The 23,029-nt window shown below is 47.8% G+C and carries 24 protein-coding genes; 18 read left to right on the top strand and 6 right to left on the bottom strand.

Annotation, left to right across the window (positions count from 1 at the left end; translation table 11 throughout):
- Positions 1 to 36: 36 nt before the first annotated feature.
- Together KNO71_RS04990 and KNO71_RS04985 are read right to left on the bottom strand one after the other, a co-directional pair.
- Positions 37 to 816 (bottom strand): response regulator, encoded by a 780-nt coding sequence (locus tag KNO71_RS04990; protein WP_159562966.1) that lies wholly within the window; start codon positions 814 to 816, stop codon positions 37 to 39.
- Positions 797 to 2,578 carry a sensor histidine kinase gene (locus tag KNO71_RS04985; RefSeq protein WP_078147652.1) on the bottom strand — a complete coding sequence of 594 codons (1,782 nt, stop codon included), beginning with the start codon at positions 2,576 to 2,578 and terminating at the stop codon, positions 797 to 799. The genes KNO71_RS04990 and KNO71_RS04985 overlap by 20 nt, the downstream gene beginning before the upstream one ends.
- Positions 2,579 to 2,764: 186 nt before the next feature.
- Between KNO71_RS04985 and KNO71_RS04980 the strand changes: the two genes are divergently transcribed.
- The 4 genes from KNO71_RS04980 (at position 2,765) to KNO71_RS04965 (ending at position 7,549) form a co-directional block, all read left to right on the top strand.
- Positions 2,765 to 4,720 (top strand): ATP-binding protein, encoded by a 1,956-nt coding sequence (locus tag KNO71_RS04980; RefSeq protein ID WP_214687546.1) that lies wholly within the window; start codon positions 2,765 to 2,767, stop codon positions 4,718 to 4,720.
- Between the two features lie 97 nt (positions 4,721 to 4,817).
- Positions 4,818 to 5,591 (top strand): flagellar hook-basal body protein, encoded by a 774-nt coding sequence (locus KNO71_RS04975; protein ID WP_078147650.1) that lies wholly within the window; start codon positions 4,818 to 4,820, stop codon positions 5,589 to 5,591.
- A gap of 11 nt (positions 5,592 to 5,602) precedes the next feature.
- Positions 5,603 to 6,385 (top strand): flagellar hook-basal body protein, encoded by a 783-nt coding sequence (locus KNO71_RS04970; protein ID WP_012727342.1) that lies wholly within the window; start codon positions 5,603 to 5,605, stop codon positions 6,383 to 6,385.
- A gap of 60 nt (positions 6,386 to 6,445) precedes the next feature.
- Positions 6,446 to 7,549: a glycerate kinase family protein gene (locus KNO71_RS04965; protein WP_214687544.1), complete on the top strand. Its 1,104-nt coding sequence runs from the start codon at positions 6,446 to 6,448 to the stop codon at positions 7,547 to 7,549.
- A gap of 16 nt (positions 7,550 to 7,565) precedes the next feature.
- Here KNO71_RS04965 and mscL read toward each other — a convergent pair whose 3' ends face one another.
- Positions 7,566 to 7,946 carry a large conductance mechanosensitive channel protein MscL gene (gene mscL, locus KNO71_RS04960; RefSeq protein ID WP_214687542.1) on the bottom strand — a complete coding sequence of 127 codons (381 nt, stop codon included), beginning with the start codon at positions 7,944 to 7,946 and terminating at the stop codon, positions 7,566 to 7,568.
- 197 nt (positions 7,947 to 8,143) lie between these two features.
- Here mscL and KNO71_RS17765 point away from each other — a divergent pair, with 197 nt between their 5' ends.
- From KNO71_RS17765 to KNO71_RS04925, 7 genes are all read left to right on the top strand, one after another.
- Entirely contained in the window at positions 8,144 to 8,404 is a 261-nt protein-coding gene (locus tag KNO71_RS17765; RefSeq protein WP_078147647.1) for a DNA-directed RNA polymerase subunit beta, read from the top strand.
- Positions 8,405 to 8,417: 13 nt separating this feature from the next.
- A complete protein-coding gene (gene fabZ, locus KNO71_RS04950; protein ID WP_031422282.1) occupies positions 8,418 to 8,840 on the top strand; it encodes a 3-hydroxyacyl-ACP dehydratase FabZ in 423 nt (140 codons plus the stop codon).
- 11 nt (positions 8,841 to 8,851) lie between these two features.
- Positions 8,852 to 9,307: a hypothetical protein gene (locus KNO71_RS04945; protein WP_012727337.1), complete on the top strand. Its 456-nt coding sequence runs from the start codon at positions 8,852 to 8,854 to the stop codon at positions 9,305 to 9,307.
- A gap of 97 nt (positions 9,308 to 9,404) precedes the next feature.
- Entirely contained in the window at positions 9,405 to 11,141 is a 1,737-nt protein-coding gene (locus tag KNO71_RS04940) for a methyl-accepting chemotaxis protein (RefSeq protein ID WP_214687540.1), read from the top strand.
- A 63-nt stretch (positions 11,142 to 11,204) separates the two neighbouring features.
- Positions 11,205 to 12,254, top strand: coding sequence for a C45 family autoproteolytic acyltransferase/hydrolase (locus KNO71_RS04935; RefSeq protein ID WP_214686248.1), 1,050 nt, complete (start codon positions 11,205 to 11,207; stop codon positions 12,252 to 12,254).
- A 58-nt stretch (positions 12,255 to 12,312) separates the two neighbouring features.
- On the top strand, positions 12,313 to 12,591 hold the full coding sequence (locus tag KNO71_RS04930) for a hypothetical protein (RefSeq protein ID WP_214686241.1): 279 nt from the start codon (positions 12,313 to 12,315) through the stop codon (positions 12,589 to 12,591).
- A gap of 146 nt (positions 12,592 to 12,737) precedes the next feature.
- On the top strand, positions 12,738 to 13,676 hold the full coding sequence (locus tag KNO71_RS04925; RefSeq protein WP_214687538.1) for a sensor domain-containing diguanylate cyclase: 939 nt from the start codon (positions 12,738 to 12,740) through the stop codon (positions 13,674 to 13,676).
- 108 nt (positions 13,677 to 13,784) lie between these two features.
- On the opposite strand, the gene KNO71_RS04920 is transcribed toward KNO71_RS04925, so the two are convergent.
- The gene (locus tag KNO71_RS04920; RefSeq protein ID WP_214687536.1) at positions 13,785 to 14,414 is read right to left on the bottom strand and encodes a class I SAM-dependent methyltransferase; all 630 of its coding nucleotides are present in this window, start codon (positions 14,412 to 14,414) and stop codon (positions 13,785 to 13,787) included.
- Positions 14,415 to 14,478: 64 nt separating this feature from the next.
- Here KNO71_RS04920 and KNO71_RS04915 point away from each other — a divergent pair, with 64 nt between their 5' ends.
- From KNO71_RS04915 to KNO71_RS04885, 7 genes are all read left to right on the top strand, one after another.
- On the top strand, positions 14,479 to 15,960 hold the full coding sequence (locus KNO71_RS04915) for a cryptochrome/photolyase family protein (protein WP_214687534.1): 1,482 nt from the start codon (positions 14,479 to 14,481) through the stop codon (positions 15,958 to 15,960).
- Positions 15,961 to 16,151: 191 nt separating this feature from the next.
- Complete coding sequence (locus KNO71_RS04910; RefSeq protein WP_214687532.1) at positions 16,152 to 16,748, top strand: glycerol-3-phosphate responsive antiterminator; 597 nt, start codon at positions 16,152 to 16,154, stop codon at positions 16,746 to 16,748.
- Positions 16,745 to 17,836, top strand: a complete 1,092-nt coding sequence (locus KNO71_RS04905) for an ABC transporter ATP-binding protein (protein ID WP_214687531.1) — start codon at positions 16,745 to 16,747, stop codon at positions 17,834 to 17,836. Before KNO71_RS04910 ends, KNO71_RS04905 begins: the two co-directional genes overlap by 4 nt.
- On the top strand, positions 17,833 to 18,738 hold the full coding sequence (locus KNO71_RS04900) for a carbohydrate ABC transporter permease (protein ID WP_214687530.1): 906 nt from the start codon (positions 17,833 to 17,835) through the stop codon (positions 18,736 to 18,738). The genes KNO71_RS04905 and KNO71_RS04900 overlap by 4 nt, the downstream gene beginning before the upstream one ends.
- Positions 18,735 to 19,544, top strand: a complete 810-nt coding sequence (locus KNO71_RS04895) for a carbohydrate ABC transporter permease (protein ID WP_078147638.1) — start codon at positions 18,735 to 18,737, stop codon at positions 19,542 to 19,544. Before KNO71_RS04900 ends, KNO71_RS04895 begins: the two co-directional genes overlap by 4 nt.
- A 16-nt stretch (positions 19,545 to 19,560) precedes the next feature.
- Positions 19,561 to 20,868 (top strand): ABC transporter substrate-binding protein, encoded by a 1,308-nt coding sequence (locus KNO71_RS04890; protein ID WP_214687529.1) that lies wholly within the window; start codon positions 19,561 to 19,563, stop codon positions 20,866 to 20,868.
- Position 20,869: 1 nt separating this feature from the next.
- Positions 20,870 to 21,544, top strand: a complete 675-nt coding sequence (locus KNO71_RS04885; protein ID WP_214687528.1) for a glycerophosphodiester phosphodiesterase — start codon at positions 20,870 to 20,872, stop codon at positions 21,542 to 21,544.
- A gap of 38 nt (positions 21,545 to 21,582) precedes the next feature.
- Here KNO71_RS04885 and KNO71_RS04880 read toward each other — a convergent pair whose 3' ends face one another.
- Complete coding sequence (locus KNO71_RS04880; RefSeq protein WP_078147635.1) at positions 21,583 to 22,668, bottom strand: GGDEF domain-containing protein; 1,086 nt, start codon at positions 22,666 to 22,668, stop codon at positions 21,583 to 21,585.
- 91 nt (positions 22,669 to 22,759) lie between these two features.
- Positions 22,760 to 22,903 carry a hypothetical protein gene (locus KNO71_RS04875; RefSeq protein WP_026825140.1) on the bottom strand — a complete coding sequence of 48 codons (144 nt, stop codon included), beginning with the start codon at positions 22,901 to 22,903 and terminating at the stop codon, positions 22,760 to 22,762.
- Between the last annotated feature and the right edge of the window lie 126 nt (positions 22,904 to 23,029).

The raw sequence follows: 23,029 nt of genomic DNA, 5'->3' as shown, positions 1-23,029 counted from the left end.
AAGAAGGCATCTCACTTTAAGTGTGAGATGTCTTTTTCAATGCCATGTATAGTCTTTATCAACAAATAAACGATTTTTTAAGTCTGTTTTAGAAATTGAAGGATTTGGTGCATCAAGCCAATCGTAATAATCACAGGCACAGGAATCACCAAGTTCGATCGAATAGCCATTATTTATTGTATTAACAGTTATATCGAGTTCATGTTCAGCTAACGTCTTTTTCAATCGATAAATCGTGTTGTATACGTTGTGTAAGGCGCGTTGTGGTTCATCGATGTCCGGGTAAAGGGTTTCGGCAAGTACCCACTTATTAATGACCTGCTTACGATGAAAAACTAAGTAGGCAAATAACTCCTCTGTTTTTTGTGTTGGCCACTTCACAAGATTTCCATCTTGTGTTCGTACCGAAAAACGATCTAGAAATTGTATGCGACAAGATTGATTGAGATTCTTTTGTTGAATCGCCTCATAGCGCTGGATGATACGCGGAATGACGTTATGAATCATCTGCTCTGTGATGGGCTTCAACAAGTAATGCGTGGCATGCAAATTGAACGCTTCAACGGCATACTGTTGATGGGCGGTCGTGAAGACGACTTGTGTCCGTTCCGGCAAATAGGTCGCCAATTCGAGCCCCGTCATTTCAGGCATCTCGATATCTAAAAAGACAAGGTCTACCGGGTGCTCTTGAATAAAAGTGAGAGCTTGAACCGGACTTTGGAATGAACCAATCCACTCAAGAGACGGCTCTTCTTTTACAATCCGCTCCATCATCCCTAAAATATGATGTTCATCTTCAATTAAAATCGTACGCATCTAAATGATTCGTCCTTTCCTGTTTTGGTAAACGCAGGTGAATGGTGGTGCCTTTTTTCAAAGTGGAAGCTAAGTCAAACGTTGCACCATGAAGGTGTTCGATTCGACTTTTAATATTGCAAATCCCAATCCCAGATGTTTTGTTTGATACGTTTGGATCAAAACCACTCCCTGTATCTTGAACATAAATCTCAATCATTCCATTTCGTTCCTGGATAGAAAGTGTCAATCGCTTTTGTCCTGGGTGTCGATAGAGACCATGTCGCACGGCATTTTCAACGAGTGGTTGAATTAATAAAGGTGGAATCGAACAGTCGAGAAGAGATTCATCAATTTTTTTCTCGACGTAGAACGAATCACGGAATCGCGTCTGTTCAATGGCGAGATACGAGTCAATCATATCGACTTCTTGGCGAATCGATATCTCGTTTTCGGTTCGACCATTTTCAAAAATGAAGCGGACGTAAGTGCTTAAGTGACTGAGTAGACGAGCCGCATCGGGTGGAGACGTGTAACAGAGTGCAATCACATTCCCGAACGTATTGTAAAGGAAGTGAGGTTTGATTTGAGCGTTGAAGAAGGACAACTCATGCTGTGAAGCCAACACTTCGACTTGTTGTTTTTTTCTTTTGTCGGTAGACAAGTGAATCGGTAGAAGTAAAAACATCAATAGGAAATAAATGATGGTAAACGTATTGGCGTACAGCTGCTGATTGGGCGAAACGATGAACGTTGACGTCATGATTCCGATATACCCGACGAGTTGGGCGAGTGTGAAAGTTAGTAATTCGAGCGGATTGCCGGTCTTATACTTTTCAAGGAGCCATCCGATGTTCAAGCCGACCCAAAAGAACGTGATGAATAGAACGATCATCCATACAAAATATTCGAACACCTCGTAAACGGAAGCGGGCAAGAGGATGGCTAAACCAGTCAATCCGTACAACGGGTACCTCGAAATGGCCAAAAACCGGTCAAACGACACACGTTCCAAACATCTTGAAAACTCAATCAACATGATGATGCTCAGTAAGGCTAAACTCAACGTCAACTTATCACTACCCGAGATCCACATGCCATCTCGGGACATGATGGAAAAACTCGTCAACAAAAAGAAAGCTGTCCCGAAACCGTACAAGCGTTCATTTCGGTGAAAGAGATAGACGATGGCATAGAACATGGCAATCAAAAGTGAAATGAGCAATATGAAAAATTCGTAGCCGGCATAAGCGTTTTGAGTGGTCATGATGGCATGTAACGGTCCGACTAATATACTTTCTTCGATGGGTGCAAAATTACCTGCCTGTCGTTCATGTTGAATCGTCAGTCGGAATTGTTTTGTTTCATCATCGAGCAAGAGCAGAGACGGCTGCTCGACGAGACGATTGTTTCCAATTTGTACCGTTTCAACCATTTTCCCATCTATCAAAATCGTAGAAGAGGAGAGGGACTTTGGAATGAGCAAGGCATACGTACCGTTCGGCAACGCGAGATCGAGTTCATAGGTGGATTCACGATAAGGGGTTGTAAACGGAATGGTTCGATAGGAGCGGCGATCAACTTGGGTGACAATCCCTGACTCATAGCGCCATGAGCCGTCTAGTCGCAAAATCTCTTCGTCGACAGTAGAAGAGAGAAGAGAAGCTTCGCCCTTGTTAACGGTGACGATCGGATTGATCGACTGATGTCGAATCAATAAAGTGAGACTGACACCAACCAACAACACAAGGATGAAGATAAACGTCATTCGATTACGCGTCATGAGCACATTCCCTTCAATCTTTGTGAGTTTCTTGTGAGGTCATTCCGTTATTCTTCCTAATAGGTGAATGAATTTTTGAAGTGACTCTCCGTCTCATCATCGTACCCGAACTTTTTTTGTTTGAACAGAAAAAGTCATTCACCGTACGAAGTGAGGCATTCTAAGAGTGAAGGAAGAAGGCATTCCATGAAACGTTGGATTGAACAACGCATTAGTCGACAAGTTATGACGATTTTTTATATATTGATTGCCTTAGTGACACTCACATCGATTGGGACCTATTTTTATACACAGCAATCGATTCAAGAGACGACCGTAAAATTAGAACGAATTAGTGAGCAACGTGCACGGGCGACAGATCTGTTTGAAACGTGGCAATCGATGCAATATGAATTACGAGGGCACGTCCTGTTAGGAGAACGTGCGCTATTAGAAGAAGTAAGAACAGCTCAAACGAATATCGACGAGCAAACGACATGGTTCGAAGAACAGGCAAGAAACGCGGAAGAAGTACAGTTCGCAGAGGATGCGAGACTTCTCTTCTCGATCTATACGACACGCGTCATGCCGGCACTTGAGCAGTATGTGATTGCGAAGCAGGCAGGAGAAATCGATGAATCGTTCCTGCAGATGCGCACCGTAGGGCAATTCATGCCGAAAAATGAAACATCGACTCAGACACGATTTAAACTGAACTCAAGTAGTGCTGCCGATATGAGTGCGAGCATCGTCGATATGGAGTCGGTCTTTACCGACTATCGACAAAATCTTAATTTTCAAGAAAGTGAATTGCGAGATGCGCTGTCAAAACAGTTAGTGAAAGCCCAATGGATGTGGCTTTTGATTCTACTCGGGGCATTGTTCATATTGTTTGTCGGGTTGCAGCCATATATTTTAAGGTTGACCAATCAACTGCAGACGCTGATGGTAAACAGTGAGCGTCTCGCGAGCAACCCGAGCGCGACACTCATCCCGATTAAACCGCTACAAAACGAAGTCGGACAGTTGTCGAAAGCGTTTAATGAGATGGCGACCTCACTTCGGACCCAACAAGATCAAGTCGATCGTGAACGAGAGAAGACCGCTCGAATTTTGCACACGATGCGCGATTCTATCGTCTATACGGAACTCGAGACGAATGAACGATTCGTGAATAGTGCACTCTTTGACTTGTATGAGCATCCACTTCCATCAACGGAACGGGGCAGTCTATACCCGATTGCGATGTACTATCCGATGTTCATGAACCAGATTGACGATCCGGAGAGGTTGAATCAATTCACAAAACGTGCAAAAGAAGAAGGTATATTCGATGAAACGTATACGTATACGATGCAGGAAGGTCAGAAAACGATTCGCATGTACGCCGAACCGATTGATCTGCAAAATGAACGCGTGGGTGTCATCTTCGTGTCACGAGATATTACCCAGGAAACAGAAATCAATCGCTTGAAGACAGAACTTGTGGCGACAGTATCCCATGAGCTTCGGACGCCCCTTACCTCGATTCTCGGTTTTTCAGAACTGCTCAAAAGGCGTCAATTGGAAAACACGAAGCGAGAGCGCTATTTAGACATGATTGCGAGTGAGACGAAGCGGCTCGAACGTCTCGTGAGTGACTTGCTAGATGTTCAAAAAATGGAGGCGGGTATGAGCGTACCAGACTTTAAAGTAGAGAGTCTATATGATTTATTATCAGATCTACTCGAAATCCATGCAGGATCGACGGAGCATCATTTCTTCCACTTTGATTGTGACGAATCGTTATTTGTCGCGGGAGATCCGGCCCAATTACGTCAAGTCTTCTCGAACATCCTGAACAATGCCATCAAATATTCACCGAACGGTGGGAATGTGACGGTTGATGTCACGTGTGAGGGTGACACGATTCAAATCGGGATATCGGACGAAGGATTAGGTATTTCGGAAGAAGATGCGACGCGAATCTTTGATAAATTTTATCGTTCGGCCTCGGAAGAAAGTAAACGCATCGGTGGAACCGGCTTAGGTTTAGCGATCTGTAAAGAGATCGTTCAACTGCACGGTGGTACCATCTCTGTTCAATCTCAACTAGGAGAAGGAACGACGATGATTGTTGAGTTACCGATGGTCGACCATGTCAATGAAGAGAGTTCATCCTAATTTATGGGATGAACTTTTTTGAAAAAACGGTGAATGTCACGCTCGTTTGGTACGATATAGAGAGTGAATCATGTTATAGGATGAAAGGAAGACGATTATGCTACGCGGATTATATACAGCAGCGGGAGCGATGAATGCCCTGCAGCGCCAACAAGAGATTTTGAGCAACAACCTTGGTAACGTGAGAACACCAGGCTTCAAAGCGTCTGATGGCGTGGTACGTTCGTTTCCGGAGATGCTTCTTGCACAAGTCAGCAATCCGGATAACGCGAAATCGCGCGTGAAGGGAGAAGTAGGTACCCTATCAATGGGCGTCTATCTTCAAGAAACAATGCCCCGTTTCTCAGCTGGAAGTATCACAGAATCCGGTAGCCCGACCGACTTGTATTTAAAGGCACCTACTAATTTTGCGGGAGCCCCGATGTTTGCGGTCGAACAAGGCGGCGAGACGTTGTATACGACAAATGGACGCTTCTCGATCGATGAGGCGCTCTTCCTTCGTTCTGCGGACGGCGGATATATCCTTTCTGATGAAGGGGAACGAATCCAACTGCCATCGAGCGAGTTTCAAGTAGGGAAAGATGGTGTCATCACATCGCTTGGACAAAACGTGGCGACTCTTGGTGCCTACCAAATCGATGACTTGACGACTCTTGAACAAGTCGGCAATGACTGGCGTGTGACGGGTGATGCCCCGGCGCAGGCCCAGGTCGAAGTACTACAAGGATTTATTGAAGAAGCGAACGTCAACCTCGACCAGACGATGGCAGACTTGATGATGACGTATCGTCAGTTTGAGGCGAATCAAAAGGTCGTCCAAGCGTATGATAAAAGTGCCGAGCGAGCAATCGAAATCGCTCGTATTCGTTAAGGAGGAACACCATGCAGTCCATTTATAACTCGGTCAACTCTCTGTCTCAACTTCAGCGTCAATTAGATGTGACAGGTCACAATATCGCAAACGTCGATACGGTCGGCTTTAAGCGTCAACAGGGGCATTTTGCTTCGCTATTGTCGCAGGCGTATAACAACCAACCGCGTCCTGAATTCGAAGTCGGTCGAGACACACCGAACGGGATTCGGATTGGAGTCGGGGGACATGTCGCCGATATTACACAGCAGTTCAATATCGGACAAGTACGTACGACAGATCGTGGATTGGACGTCTTTTTAAAGGCGAGCCGTCAATTTTTTGTCGTGGACACGCCGAACGGTGTCGGGGTGACTCGAAGTGGAAACATGCAATTGTCAGTCGGTGACGAGACGACGCTCGTTGATGTGAACGGGAATCCGCTTCTTGGAGATGACGGTAATCCAATCACGATGCCGAACGATGCGACGAATCAGCGCATTCGTCAAGACGGTGTGGTCGTTGCGAGTGTGAATGGCGTTGAACAAGAATTCGGACGTCTCGACATCGTAGAAGTCCGCAATACGTCGGAATTACGTCCGCTCGGAGATAACGTGTTCGCAGCGGATTTGGAGACCGAAGTCGATCGTCCACTCGGAAATCTATTGATTGAAGGGACACTCGAGTCATCGAACGTTGATTTGACGAAAGAGATGACTGATATGACAATCACACAACGAGCATATCAAATGAACTCACGGGCGATGTCGATGAGCGATCAGATGATGGGGCTTGTCACGGCGTTACGTCCATAACGCCTACCGCTTCTCGAGCCGAGAAGCGGTTTTTTTATAGACAAAGGGGGAGAAGAATCAATGCGGATTGTAGTCGCGATGGATTCATTCAAAGGCTCACTTTCGAGTATGGAAGCAAATCAAGCGGTCCTTCGTGCGCTTGAAGGGCATGAGCTCACCATCATACCGATCTCTGACGGAGGAGAAGGTTTTTTGGATGCTTGGATTGCGACACATGCAGAAGGAACCATTATAGAAGAAAATGTCGTGTGCTTGGATGGAATACAGCGCGTTGCACGTTTTGGTTTCGAGCCGTCAACGAGGCACGCGGTAATCGAAGTGGCGGAAACAGCAGGATTGACACTCCTCGCTCATGTCAATCCGTGGCGCTACAGTTCAGTCGGAGTCGGTGAACAGATCGTTCAAGCGCTAGAGCGTGGGGCGAGGATCATCACCGTCGGGCTCGGAGGGAGCGGGACGATGGATGGTGGAAAAGGATTGCTTGAGGCGTTAGGTGTTCGTTTTCTCGATGCGAACGGTGCTGTGCTATCGACCATCCCCCATCGAGTAGAAGAAGTGGCATCAATTGATTGGTCCGGTCTTCATCCGCGTGCGCGCGAGGTCGTATGGAGAATGTCTTCCGATGTACAGAACCCATTGATTGGTGAAAGCGGAGCAGCCTATGTGTTCGGCCCCCAGAAAGGATTGGCGGCAGATGTAGTGAAGCGATATGACCGGATCCTGGATCACTACGCGAACTGTTTTGAAGTAGATAGAAGAGCACTTCCTGGAGCAGGGGCGGCTGGCGGCATCGGCTTTGCGCTATTGCAGCTTGGTGCAATCTACGTGAGTGGCGTCGAAGAAGTGGTCAGTTGGTCTAAGCTCGAAGAACAGTTAGAAAAAGCAGATTGGCTGATTACAGGAGAGGGTAAATTTGACGCGCAAAGCTTTGAGGGAAAGGCACCGTATGGGTTGGCGCGCCTTGCACATACGCATGGGGTCCCGACCCTCGTCTTCACTGGACAGTCCGATTACACATCGCATATGGAGTCCGGCATCGTCGCCATTTTTCCAATCGTGTCTCGGATCATGACGTTAGAAGAAGCGATTTGGGAAGCAGCTCCACTATTGACGAATGCGGTCCAACGCGTGCGTCACCTCATTGAAAAGGCGCCACGACAGTAGTCGGGCGCCTTCGCATTCATAAAGAACGATCTTTTAGCAGATCACGAATCTCTGTCAACAGTTGCTCTTCTTTCGTTGGGGTCGGAATAGCAGCTTCCTCCACTTCTTTTTCACGCTGTAAACGATTGATGACTTTGACAACCAAGAAGAGGGCGATGGCGATCAAGAAGAAGGACACAATCTGTTGAATAAAATTGCCATATAACACATCCACTCCGAGTACACTTGCTTTTAAGCCAGAAAAATCGATTCCTCCAATAATGATTCCGAGAAGCGGCATAAAGATATCATTGACGAGTGAGTTCACGATGGCAGTGAACGCTGCACCAAGTACGACAGCAATCGCCAAGTCGATGACATTCCCACGCATCGCGAATTTTTTAAATTCTTTCCACATAAACAAACCTCCTGACGTTGAATAATTTAAGCGTAGCATATTTGAAAGGAAGAAATAAATAAATCGTTCGACTTCTATAAGGGAAGGATGCTTGTTCGACTTTTCTGCATAGGGTACACTAAAAAGGTAGCAATTTACGCATTTTAATACCAGGTACTAATATGATATAATCATTTTAGCTGAAAGGATGGTTGGACGTGTCGAACGATGAACAGACGAGTTCGGAAGAACAAAAAGGTTCACCAGAACAAGAGACGAAGCAGACAAAGCAATCGCGATTATCGAATCATCGTCGATTCCCGATTTTACTGCGCGTGCTCGTTGTTTTAGTGTTGGCAATCGCGATGCTCGCCCTCGGAGCGGTCATCGGATATAGCGTCATTGGCGGAGGCGATTGGAAAGATGTATTTGACATCGAGACCTGGCGCCATATCACCGATTTTTGGCTAACCTCTTAAAGGCGGTGGATGGATGTATACAATTGAGCAAATCAAAGAAGTAATCCCACACAGATACCCGTTTCTGTTAATTGATCGAATTATCGAAGTCGAGGAAAAGAAGCGTGCTGTTGGATTAAAAAATGTCACGGCGAATGAAGAGTTCTTTAACGGGCATTTCCCAGACTATAATGTCATGCCAGGTGTCTTGATTGTTGAAGCACTCGCACAAGTCGGTGCTTTTGCAATGTTGAAAGACGAATCGAATCGAGGCAAGCTCGCCTTTTTTGCAGGGATTGACAACTGCCGTTTCAAACGCCAAGTCGTCCCGGGTGATCAACTTCGCCTCGAGGTAGAAATCATGAAAATTCGTGGACCAATCGGTAAAGGACGTGCCGTGGCCACGGTCGACGGAGAAGTTGCTTGTGAAGCAGAACTCACTTTCGCCTTGAAGTAAGGAGAAATGGGATGCGTGCTTTAGTCATTGTATTATTAGTTGGCTTGATGACGATTGTGGGTTGTCAGCAGCTCCAGACAGAAGAGTCGAGTGAAGAGAACGTCGTTTACGAGCAAAATGTGGATGAAACGATGATTGATAAACGTGCAGGACAGTCCGATGCAATCGCCGTTTCTCTTGAACGAACGAATAACACGACGATGCTCTTCACGATTCGAATGCTCGAAAATCGTCGTCTTGATCCGACGACGGTCATGAGTTATGAGGTCGAAGGCGAACGCGTTGCGATTCCATTTGGTGAACTGATTGCAGAGCGTGAAGAGGATATTCGGACGTATGAGTATCAGACGGACGTAGACCCGGATCTGTTCGTATCAGAGACACTTCCACTCTTCCATCTCGTTGAAGAAGGTGAATCGGAAGTCACGATACCACTCGAAGTCATTAATTCGACAAATGGTGAATAAGAAACAGGCGATGTTGTCGAAAATCGCCTGTTTTTTTGTGGAGATAAATCTATTCTATCCGATAAAAAGAGTAAGGAGAGAATGGAGGAATTTTGAGATGAAACAGAAATCACAGTCGTTACAGACGCGCATTCTAGCATCAATGTTAGTCTTCGTCACGTTGCTCATCATTTTGTTTGGAGTAGTGCAATACTTCAGTACGAAGCATTCCGTACTCAGTACGTTACATGCGACGTTAATTGAAGATGGTGAACGGATTAGGAAATCGTTGGATGTCGATGCCTATGCATCCTTCGTAGCGAATCCGTCAAAAAATGAGCAGTATGAGCAGTTTCGTGAATACTTAGATGCATATCGTCAGCAAATCGGTGCGATGTATGTCTACACGATTGCCACAGAGGGCGAGGAAGTCCAAATCATCGTAGATGGTTTGAACGAGGCAGATGCCGCAGAAATCGGTTCTCCGACTACAGCGATGACGTATGAAGGAGCAAAGCCCGCATTCCAAGGTGAGACCGTCGCAACCGATGTCATCGATGATCCGAAGTACGGGAAGTATGTGACGGTGCTTGTCCCGATTAAACAAGGGAACGAGGTAGTTGGGGTACTCGGAATTGATAAAGCGGCTACTGAGGTCTCCGCGATTACAGGAGATGTCTTAAAAGAGAGTCTAGTTCCAATCTTAATCGGTTTACTCGTGCTCCTTGTCGTTTCGGGAATCATCATCTGGCGTTATCTTGGCTGGAAATTGCGTCCGCTCCAAGCATTAGAGCGTGTGGCCACATCCATTGCTGAAGGTGATTTGGCGACAGCGACGACTGCGGTTGAAGGTATTAAGTTAAAATCTAATGACGAAATCAAACGTCTGACGGTGTCGATGGAGAAGATGACACATATGTTAAAAGATTTGATTTCCGGCATTCAAACGTCGGCACAGACGGTACGGGATGAGAGTGGCAACGTTTCAGGTATCTCAGAAGAGGTAAATGATGCCTCTCGCCAAATTGCCTATACGATGGAAGAAATCGCAAGCGGTGTTGAGAATCAAAGTGTCTTGACGATGCGTCTTTACGGACATATGAATGAATTTTCGACACTTGTCGAGCAAACGACATCAGACGGAGAACAAGTGAGTGAACAGGCGGAAGTCGTCAGTCGGGTGACGATGGATGGTCTACGTTACATGGAGAGTGCCGTCAATCAAATGACTCACATTCATGCGCAAGTAAAAACATCACAAGGACAAGTCCGCGACTTTGAACAACAAGCGGACGAGGTGACGGAACTGGTCACGATGATTCGTCAAATTTCACAACAGACAAACTTGCTTGCACTCAATGCAGCGATTGAAGCGGCTCGGGCCGGTGAACACGGAAAAGGGTTTGCCGTCGTCGCCTCGGAGATTCGGAAACTTTCGGATAGTGTCGCTGAGTCTGTCAGTGAAATTTCGGAAATCGTCGGAAGCGTCAAACAAAACTCGATTGCGCTCGGTCAAACCTTTACAGAGAGCATGACAGCTGCAGAGGAAGGGAAAGCGACACTTGAATCGACGAAGCTTGCATTCACTGAAATCGAACAGAGCGTTCGTCACATGCAACAGTTGACGAGTTCGATGCGTGGCCAACTCGATCGAGTGAAGACGAACCAGGATCACATTCAACATGGACTGTCTGAAATTGCTTCGATTTCAGAAGAAAGTACAGCCGGAAATGAGGAAGTGGCTGCTTCGACGGAACAGATGTCGGCGACGAGTGAGACGATGAATCGTCTCGTAAAAGATTTGTCGAGCACGGCAGAGGACATGCAACGAATGAGTCAACAGTTCAAGTTATAAACAGTCTCACTTCAGACAGACCTCTCGTGCGTCCGCTATAATGGGCGCAAGGGAGGTTTTTTCATGCAACAATTCTCTAGTGAACTGACACAGTTTCGGGGAAGTCATTATGACTTCGGACGATTTCAAGGAAAATATATTAAGCGCAGTCAATTGCTCGAAAATCGGACGGATCAGTGGAAACTACGCGTTCCGCGATTTGAGATTGATGCGACTGAGGCGAAGGCTGCCTTCGATGAATTTGCTCCAAAGATTTGGGAGGAGTTGATTGGGTTACAAGATGAGCTGAAGCTGTCGCTCAATGACACGTTACTTCATTTCGGACATTTTCGAGTCAACAATCCAATCAGCGGCTGTTCGATTTTGACGGGGGATAACTTTCTCGTTCGGAATTACGATTATCACCCGATGACGTATGACGGTCGATACAACGTCTTTCAACCGGATGACGGGTATGCGGTCATCGGACCGGTCTCTCGTGTCACCGGACGTATGGACGGAATGAATGAAAAAGGACTTGCCATGGGCTACAATTTCATCAATCGTCGTCGACCCGGGGACGGATTTGTCTGTCAAATGATTGGACGAATCATTCTAGAAACATGTGCGACGGTGGAAGAAGCAGTCGATTTATTAAAAGAGATTCCGCATCGCGGGTCATTCACATACGTCGTCCATGACAAATCATCGAAAACACGTGTAATCGAGGCGACGCCTCGAGACATCCAAGTACGGGAATCGAATATCTGTACGAACCATTTTGAACTACTCCAACACGAGAATCGCTATCATCTTGATGATTCGACTCGTCGCATGATGGAAATCAAAGTCGTGCAACACTTGATTCAAGATGCGGAGAGCGCATTCCGTCTCATGAACGACACCGACAAGGGCGTCTTTTCAGAATTGTACAGGAGTTGGGCGGGAACGATTCATACGGCTGCTTATTTCCCTGAAACGCTCGAGACCTGGTTTGCGCTCGGTGGAGACCGTGACCCGGTCATCTTCGACTTCCAAAAATGGCTCGATGGGGAAGATTTCGATCTTCATGCACTTGACGGTGAATTGGCGACAGATATCGAGTTTGCGAATACGGTTCAACTTTGGCGCTGACGTTTGTCAGTGCTTTTTTTAGGAGAAACGGGAATACCCATTATAGGAGGGATGAAAGATGAAACGATTTGGAATCATACTCATCATGCTGACACTTGTTACACTACTCGGAGGTTGTGTTCCGGGTGACGGGACTTACACGACGGATCCGGCAGGTTTTTTCTGGGGCATCTGGCATGGATGGATTGCACCAGTGTCACTCATTTTAGGATTGTTCAATGACACATATCGCGTGTATGAAGTGAACAATACCGGTTGGTTCTATGATTTAGGATTTTACATCGCTGTCATCAGTGGATTTGGTGGATTGACGTTGACACGGAAGAGTCGGGGATGAGTCTGATTATATGAAAATGCCTCATGACGTAGGGGTTCCAATCCGCGTCCGAGGTATTTTTTTATGTTGTTCGATGTAAGTAAAGGAAACGGTTGAAGAGTTCGATATAATGAGTATGGATGATTTTTTTCGAGTGGAGGTGCCATATGCACTCATATGAGTTTCAAATGTATCGGAATTTTGATGAGCTAGCGATTGACTTGATTGAGTTAGCAAAAGAAATAGTACCAGATAAACTAGTCTATCTCACGTCAATTGAGAATGACACCCAACATATACTCAAACTATCCTCACAAGATTCTCCTATCCTACTTGAAGAAGGCATGTCCTTTGATTTGAAGGATACGGTATGTAATCGAATCGATTTCAATCAACGAGAAGTTTTGATGTATGAAGACATCGAATCGCAGATTGAATCGACGCGACTTCAGTCATTACTGCGCGAAGTGAACATCAAGTCGTATTTGGGAATCCCGATTCTGACGAAGAACGGGGATATTTTCGGTACGCTCTGTGTCGCCAATCATAAAAGCGCCCAGTACGATTCAAAAAGTGTCCGCTTGTTGAAGCGCGTGGTTCGTATGTTCAGTTACTATTTAGAACTTGAACGTCGTGCCTCACGGGATGAATTGACGGATCTTTATAACCGACATTACTTGTCTAACTATTTTGAGACGAATCCGAATCAAGGTGGGGCACTGTTTTTAATTGATTTAGATGGGTTCAAATGGGTGAATGACACATTCGGTCATGATGAAGGGGACCTCGTCTTGAAAGAAGTGGCGCTTCGTCTGAGACGTTTGATGGAGCCGATACCTGATTCGAGAGTGTATCGTTTAGGTGGGGATGAATTCCTTATTAAAATCGCACATGCGTTATCCAAAGAGACTGTCATTGGGTATGCTGAACAGATCTTGTATGTATTGAAAGAATGGGACGACCATCTCCCGTTATCAGCGAGCATCGGCATCGCTCAATATGATTCCAACGAACAGGCGGACCTCGGTCGATTATTGAAAGAGGCAGACATTGCACTGTATCAATCTAAATCGAGCGGGAAGAACACGTACAAGTTTTATAAATAACGTCAGAAGGCTAAACCGATGGATTACGATTGGTTTAGCCTTCTGTTTTCGCATTCAGCACCAACGAACCGATTGGCGTGAAAGGATCGAATGAAAAACGGGTAGTGATTAAGAGTTCAGTGTGCATCCCGTAACGGCGACCGTATGATAATCACGGGAGTCCGGTCCACGTTGTACCGATACGTCCTTGAATCCGAGACTCACCGCTGCGGGGATGAATTGATTCCGAACCATCTCGGAGATGTCGTTCCATTCGACATCACCTTTCCCGTCACAGTAGGTGATGACAAAGGTGCCATTCGGTTTCAAGACGCGTTCGATTTCAGACAGAACGGTCGTGACATCTCTCCAGAAATATAGTGTGTGAATGCTGAACACGTGATCGATGGATGCGTCCGTCACCTCGAGCTGATGCAAATCTCCTTGGATCAAGTTGGCCCGTTTTGTATGAATCGAAGCCTGATTGCGCTGTCTTGCTGAATCGATGATTGTTTTAGATCGGTCGAGACCCATGACATGTACGTCAGGATGTCGTTGAAGGATGGTTGCCATCGCATCGCCGGCCCCGCACCCGAGCTCTAGAACGGTTGTACCGGGTTGAATGTCTAACTGTTCAATCGTCCATTCGACTTCGACCCGGTGTTGGCGTACCATCTTTTCCCCGATATACTTTCCGACGGGACCCCTTGGATTCTCGTATTGACTGTCAATCCATTTCAGTAGCACTTGTGGTAACACATCATCACCTCACTTCGAAAGTAGCTCGATTGTAGCACATCGATGAGACAAAGGAGTCAACAACATGCGTTCATTTTGGATACTCGGCAACCAACTCTCGCACGAACTTGCGATGCTGAAGGATATGAAAGAAGATGATGTCATCGTCATGATTGAGGCGACGTCGCGCGCGACGTGGCGTCCGTACCATAAACAAAAGCTCGTCCTCATCTTCTCTGCGATGCGACACTTTGCTGAAGAATTGCGCGATAAAGGATACACCGTGGATTATCATGAGGCGGATTCGTTCCAAGAGGCGTGGGACAATCATGTGAAACAGTACAATCCGGACGAAATTCATGTCACCGCCGTCACGGACGAACCGATGGCGAAAAAACTGAAACAATTTGGGAAGAAGCATAAACTGATCGAACATACGGATGTCCCGCTCTTCTACTTATCAAAAGAGGAAGCGACCGAGACGCTCGGTAATGAGCCGTGGCGGATGGATCGTTTTTATCGTCACATGCGGAAGCGATTCGATGTCTTGCTCGAAGAGGGGAAGCCACGTGGCGGGAAATGGTCGTTTGATGCGGATAACCGAAAACCGCCGAACGAAGGACTATCGTTTCCATCTGCCATCCATTTCCGTCCAGATTCGATCACGAAAGACGTTATCGAAAAAGTCGAGTCGACGTTCTCGGAACATCCGGGGGAGGTGACCTCGTTCCATTGGCCGGTCACACATGCCGAGGCGAGACGTGCGCTAAAACAGTTCGTAGAAGAACGACTTGAAACGTTCGGTCCGTATCAAGATGCAATGATGACGGATGAACCCGAGATGTCACACAGCCTGTTGTCGGCTGCCATCAATATCGGTTTACTGACACCGCGAGAAGTTGTTGATGCGGCATGTCAGGCGGATGCACCGCTATCGTCGATTGAAGGATTCGTCCGGCAAATCCTCGGTTGGCGAGAGTACATGCGCGCCGTCTATCTTTCTGTCATGCCCGGTTATGAAGACGTGAACACGTTCAAGCATGAACGCGACTTACCGTCCTTCTTCTGGGATGCGAAGACGGAGTTGAACTGTCTGCATCAAAGTTTGAAACCGGTTGTCGCACATGCCCACAATCATCATATCCAGCGACTGATGGTGCTCGGAAACTATGCGACATTGTTTGAAATCAATCCGAAGCAGACGAGCGACTGGTTTAACGAGATGTATATCGATGCCTATGACTGGGTCGTCTTACCGAACGTACTCGGGATGGCTCTTCATGCGGACGGTGGAAAGCTCGCCACAAAACCGTATGTCGCTTCCGGAAAATATATCGACCGGATGAGTGACTACTGTCGGGATTGCCCATACAACCCAAAACATACAACAGAAGACGACGCCTGTCCGTTCAACGCCCTCTATTGGCGGTTCATCGATCGTCACGAAGAACGATTCTCGAAAAACCAGCGGATGAAGATGATGGTCCGTAATTGGCAGGGACGGGATAATGACGTGAAAGCCGACATCTTAGCGAAAGCCGAACAGACATTGACCGACTCCCCGTGAATCGGTTTTTTTACGTTCTCTTCATGAAACTTAGCAATTCCTTTATCATAGCTTTACAATCATTCGTTACGATAAGAGCTGTGAGACCCCCTCACTCCAAGTGAATAGTTACCGGTAGAACCTTTGAGAGACCAACAGAAGCCCGTACGTTGATGACGTGTCGTTTCTGTTGGTCCTTTTTTGAAGAGAGGATGATTCAAGTGAATGATGCGATTGCACGGATCGGACAAGAACGGATGATTGCCTCCATCAAAAGTCCAAAACAAATCGAGGCGTTTTTACGGACGGATGTGACGACGACGTTTCTCATGATGGGAACGCTCAGTACGCTCGACCGCTATGTGGCGCACTTAAAGCGAGAGAATCGAACGGTCTTCCTCCACGCGGAGCGAATCAATGGAATCAGTCTCGATCGGGACGGGATCGATTATCTTGCCAAACGTGTCGGTGCCGATGGGATTGTCACGACGAAAGCATCCGTGCTCCAGCATGCGAAGCGAGCGGGGCTCTTGACGGTACAACGACTCTTTCTCGTCGACTCGGACGCGGTCACGAGCGGACTCAAGCTCGCAGAGGCGCAACAACCGGATGCGATTGAACTTATGCCGGGTCTGATTCCGAGCGTGGTCGAGAAGATTTCCCAGGAAGTCTCCTTTCCGATTGTGACGGGTGGCATGATTCGTCAACCGATTGATGTGCATCGCGCCCTCGATCATGGGGCATTCGCCGTATCGACCGGGGATGAACGACTTTGGAACGTACAAAGTCAGAAGGAGGAATTAGCATGAAATCGATTCAACTACAACAACTGACAAAATCATTCGGGGAGACGGAAGTCATTCGAGGGATTGACGTGACGATTGAAGCAGGAGAGTTCTTCGCACTCGTCGGTCCGTCCGGCTGCGGGAAGAGTACGATGCTTCGGATGATAGCCGGGCTCGAATCCATCACAAGCGGAACGCTTCGCATCGACGGTGTGGCGGCGAACGGGATGAAGCCGAGTGAGCGTCACTTGTCGATGGTGTTCCAAAACTACGCCCTTTACCCACATATGACGGTGGAGAAAAATATCACGTTCGGTCTACATACGAAAGGACTGACGAAGCTTGAACAGCGGGAGCGTTGCCTACAGGCAGCGGAAACACTCGGGCTCACCGATTACCTGAAACGGAAACCGCGTGAGCTATCTGGAGGTCAGCGACAGCGTGTCGCCTTGGCACGTGCCATCGTGACTGAGGCACCGATTTGCCTGATGGATGAGCCGCTCTCGAACTTAGATGCGAAGCTACGGGCAAAGATGCGTTCAGAGATTCGCCAGTTACAGCGAAAACTCGGATTGACGATGATTTATGTCACTCACGACCAAGTCGAGGCGATGACGATGGCGGACCGCATCATGCTCCTCAATGAGGGGGAAGTGCAACAAGTCGGAAAGCCGCTCGACTTATATAACAAACCGGCGAATACGTTCGTCGCTTCCTTTATCGGTTCACCTCCAATGAACCTAGTTGAGGTCACGCGACAAGAAAAAGGCTGGATGGCATCGGACGGTCGCATCTTCCACCCAAATGCCTTGACGGAAGTATCACAGGCTACACTCGGTGTCCGTCCTGAGCAAATCAAGCCAGCGGACAAAGATGTGACATTTTACGCAGAACTGAAAAATATTGAAGTGCTCGGGACCGAGACGATTCTCGCCTTTGACGTCGGAGGGAACGAATGGTTGGCAAAATGGCCGGGACAATGGCCGCTCACGGTCGGCGAAAAGGTAGCGTGTTATGTGGATTCGAAACAGATGTCGCTATTTGATACGAACGGACAGCGCATCGAGCCACGACAACCGAAACTATTTGAGGCGTTGGAGGTGTTCCAATGACGGTCGCCTTACCGAGAGAGAAAGCCCGGACACGGCTATCTGACGCGGCGAGCGGTCTGTTGTACTTGTCTCCGTCTATCATCTTGTTCGGTGTCTTTCTCGTCTATCCGCTGTTGCGAACGATCTATTTAAGCTTTTTCCGGACCGACACACAGGGGACACCACTCGAATTTGTCGGAGTCAGTCATTACAGCACACTGTTCACGAGTGCCGCATTTTGGCAAAGCATTCAGGCGACAGTCGGATTCGTCCTTTTGACGGTCCCGCTCACGATTCTCATTGCGCTCGGTCTCGCACTCCTCGCCAATGAGAAACTGAAGGGCATTGGCATCTTTCGAACAGCGTTCTCGGCGACGATGGGGATGAGCGTCGCGGCGTCATCGGTCATTTGGATGTTCATGTACAATCCGTCAATCGGTATTTTCAACCGGTTCCTCGAGGCTGTGGGGGCAAGCGGTGTACAGTGGCTCCTCGATCCACAATATGCGCTCCTTTCCGTGTCACTTGCGACCGTTTGGATGAACATCGGCTTTACGTTCTTGATTCTACTTGGCGGTCTGCAAAACATCGATCGGACGTTATATGAGAGTGCGGACATTGCCGGAACGAGTTATTGGACACAGCTTCGGGCGATCACCATCCCGATGTTGTCGCCGACACTTTTCTTTGTCGGGATCATCTCGCTGATCAACGCCTTCCAGACGTTCGGACAGATTGATTTATTGACGAAAGGTGGACCGACGAATGCGACGAATGTCATCGTCTATGCCATCTACAAAGATGCGTTTATCAATTATAACGTCGGCAGTGCCAGTGCCCAGGCCGTGCTATTATTCATCGCCGTCCTTCTGTTGACGTGGCTCCAGTTCAAACTGGTCGAAAGGAAGGTGCATTACCAATGAGATTACGGAATATAGGTGCCTATGTCTTACTCACCCTGAGTGCCGTCGTCATGCTGTTTCCAATCGCCTATGCGTTTTCGATCAGTCTGATGGACGGGAAGGAAGTGCTTCAGGGACATCTCCTCCCACGTGAACCTTCATTGGAAAACTATGTAGCCGCGTTCGAGCGTATCCCGATGATGACGTATTTGCTCAACAGTTTGGTCGTCGCGGTTCTCGTGATGGTCGGACAGGTCGTCTTGTCGAGTCTCGCGGCATTCGCATTCGTCTTTATCGACTTTAAAGGAAAAGGGCTCATCTTCATGCTTTTCCTGGCGACGATGATGGTGCCATGGGAAGCGACGATGGTACCGAACTTTTTGACGATCCAGTCGCTCGGTTGGCTGAATAGCGTCTGGGGACTGTCTGTGCCGTTCTTCGCACTTGCGTTCGGGACGTTCTTACTTCGGCAACAGTTCAAAACGATTCCGTATGAAATGTACGAGGCGTCCCAAATTGCCGGGATCAGTCGCTTCCGATTCTTTTGGAACGTCGTCTTGCCGGTATCGAAGACACCGCTCGTCACATTGTCGGTGTACAGCTTTTTGACGACTTGGAATATGTATTTATGGCCACTTCTCGTCACGAACACGGAACAGGCGCGGACGGTCCAAATCGGCATCAAACAGATGCAGTCGAACGAAGTCGCCTCGGATTGGGGCGTCGTCATGGCAGCAGTCATCTTGATTATCATTCCGACACTTGTATTGTTGTTCGCAGGACAAAAGCACTTGCAAGAAGGATTGACGCAAGGCGCTATCAAATAATAGGGGGATATGACAAATGAAAAAGTTAGGATTATTCGCAGGGTTGGCAAGTTCGGTGTTATTACTCGGGGCATGTGGCAGTGAAGAAGCGGCACCAGTCGCGGCGACGACAGAAGACGGAAAGACAGAGGTCGTCTTTTGGCATGCGATGAGTGGGGACTTGGAGACGGCTTTAAACAGTCAAGTCGATGCGTTCAACGCTTCGCAAGACGACTATGAAGTCAAACCGGTCTTCCAAGGAACATATGAGGAAGCGTTGACGAAATTCAATGCGGTCGCCGGTTCGGAAGACGCGCCAGCCATCATGCAGACGTTCGAGGTCGGGACGAAATACATGATCGATTCGAACAAAATCACACCAGTTCAAGAGTTCATCGACAAAGAGGATTTTGACACGAGCGTATGGGAAGAGAACATCTTGAGTTATTATCAGGTCGATGGGAAGCAATACTCGATGCCGTTCAACTCTTCGACACCGATCCTCATCTATAACAAAGAGGCGTTTGAAAAAGCAGGGCTCGATCCAGAGAAAGCACCACGCACATATGACGAGTTGAAAGAGGCGGCGAAGAAGTTGACAACGGACGGTCAGACCGGCTTCACGATGCTCAACTACGGTTGGTTCTTTGAACAGCTCTTGGCCGCACAAGGTGGACTGTATGTCGACAATGACAATGGACGAAGCGGAGACCCGACGAAAGCCGTGTTTGATGGCGAAGAAGGACAGAACGCGTTCAATCTCATCAAAGAGATGTACGATGAGAAGACATTCCTAAACGTCGGTCAAAACTGGGACGACATGCGCGCGGCATTCCAATCTGGAAAAGTTGCCATGTACCTTGATTCGTCAGCAGGAATCCGTACGGTAGCAGACAACGCGGACTTTGAAATCGGCGCATCGTACTTACCGGTACCGACTGAAGCGGAGCGTCAAGGCGTCGTCATCGGCGGGGCATCGCTCTGGATGGGTGATGGCATTGCCGAAGAGACGAAAGAAGGCGCATGGGAGTTCATGAAGTATGTCGCTTCAACGGAAGCGCAAGCACAGTGGCATGTTGACACAGGCTACTTCGCCATCAATCCGGAAGCATACAATGAACCGATCGTAAAAGAAATGTGGGCGAAATATCCACAACTGAAAGTGACGGTCGACCAACTCAGTGAGACGAAACCATCACCTGCGACACAAGGAGCGCTCATCTCGACGTTCCCGCAATCACGTCAAAGTGTCGTCAACGCGATGGAAAGTTTGTATCAAGGGGTGTCGGTCGAAGAAGCATTGAAGCGTGCGGCCGATGAGACAACTTCCACCTTGGGGCAGTGACATGTTGATTTACGCACATCGCGGCTATAGCGCCAATTACCCGGAAAATACATTGTCCGCGTTCGAGGCAGCTCTTCCCTATGTGGACGGAATCGAGCTGGACGTACAGCTATCGAAGGACGGGCGTCTCGTCGTCATTCATGACGAAACCGTCGACCGGACGACAAATGGAACGGGATGGGTGAAAGACATGACGCTTCAGGAGTTGCGCCAGTTGAAGATTGACGGCTATGAACGCATCCCAACGTTAGAAGAGGTGCTCGGACTGATTGAACGAAGCAACGTCACCCTGAACATCGAATTGAAGACGGATCAATATGCGTATCCAGGGATCGAACGTCTCGCTTGGTTTGCTGTTGACGAGTTTGAACTCGGTGACCGTGTCGTGTTCTCCTCATTCAATCGTGAAACGCTCGTCCGAATGCGAGATGTGGCACCAGTCGCCCGGCTTGCAGTGTTGACACTCACGGGTGAGTCGGACACCGTCTCGTTCGCTGAAACGATTCGGGCCGAGGCGATTCACGCCCAGCCTGCATTTATCGGTTCGAAAGCATGGGATCAGATACAACAGACGACGCTCGAGACACGGCTCTACACGATTAACGATGTGAAGGACCTGCCCCTGATAGCGGTTTCGGCCATCATGACAGATGAGGTTGAACGGTTTACAAAATGAGTACAACAAACCCCGCTTTCACTTGAAGCGGGGTTTGTTCATGTCATGATCGGTTGTGGTGTGTCATAGGTCGAGACAACAACTTGATTGCGCCCTTCATGTTTTGCTTGATAGAGCGCCGAATCCGCAAGATCGACCATCCGCTTGATGGGAAGCGAGGTCCCGTGTGCGACCCCGACAGACGTCGTGATTTGAATCGGTGGAAAATCGTTCAAGTGGAATAGTTCAGCAGCAATCCGTTCTCGTATCCGGTTGGCCACTTTGTCTACCTTCTCTGGCGTCAAATCGTACATCAAGATGACGAATTCTTCGCCACCGATTCGTGCGACAGTGTCATGGGCACGCGTCTCGACTTTTAAGATGTTGGCGAACTGTTGTAAGACGAGATCACCGTTTCCGTGACCATATGTATCGTTCACATGTTTAAAATGATCGATATCGAGCGCGAGTACATTGTACGTCCGATTCTCTTGCCCGATGGAAGCCGTATATCGATCCCACACACGTCGATTGTATAGACCGGTCAAATGGTCTCGTTCAGACGACTGTTTGTACTCGATGGCACGGCGGGTCGTCTGTTCTAAATCGATGGTGAGGATACTCGAGAGTAGACCGACGAGCATGCCAATCATCCAAATGGACAAGACGAGGGATACATAGGCTGTGCTCCAACCCATATTGATATAGACGGCAATCGAAATAATGAAGAGCGCCCATACGTTCAAAAAGATACTCTGTAAGAAGAGTCGCTCCCGAAGCAGCCGATGAATCCAGAGCATCCCGATGCTGACGATGAACGTCGCGATAAACGCAATCACGGCCTGCTCGGTCATTCCGAACAAAAATCGTGTACTGGCGATGACAAGTGTCGCAATGAATAAAGGAAAACGAGCACCATAAAAAGCAAGCAACACGAGCGGTAAGTGACGTAAATCCACACGGACCATATCGTTAGCTTCTACGGCGTTATACATCAAAAACAGACCGAGTGCACCGGCGAGTATTCCAATCACAGAACTACGAAGACGGTACGAATTAAAAAGCGAAGAATGATAAATCTTCGAGATGATATAAAATCCGGTGAATGCGACACAAGCATTGAGCAACAAGACGGTGAGCGTCATTCCTTCACGACCTTTTCGATAGACTATACATTAACGGTAGCAGTCTTCAAATAATTGTCAATCTGAAGGTGTGTAAATGTTCATTATCTTTTCACGCTTTCTTCTTTGTTCCTCGAAACGCAAAAAACATAGCGATGCCAATTCCAATGCCGAGCCACCAATTATCGAGGGTGAGCCCGAAAACGACGGCGAATACAACGGCGACGGGAATCGATAAGTAGCCACGTTGTTTCATCTTCATTTCCTCCTCTCTTCGACACTTCTTTATTCCCAAAAGGTAGACACTTCATTCTCAAATTGAGGTAAGACAAAAACGTTCGACCGAGTGAACTACTCACCACTTATTTGCTTCACAAATTGA

It is taken from the genome of Exiguobacterium sp. s163 (assembly GCF_018617135.1).
In the GTDB taxonomy this organism is placed as follows: domain Bacteria; phylum Bacillota; class Bacilli; order Exiguobacteriales; family Exiguobacteriaceae; genus Exiguobacterium; species Exiguobacterium profundum.
This window is presented reverse-complemented; position numbering and strand designations above follow the sequence as displayed.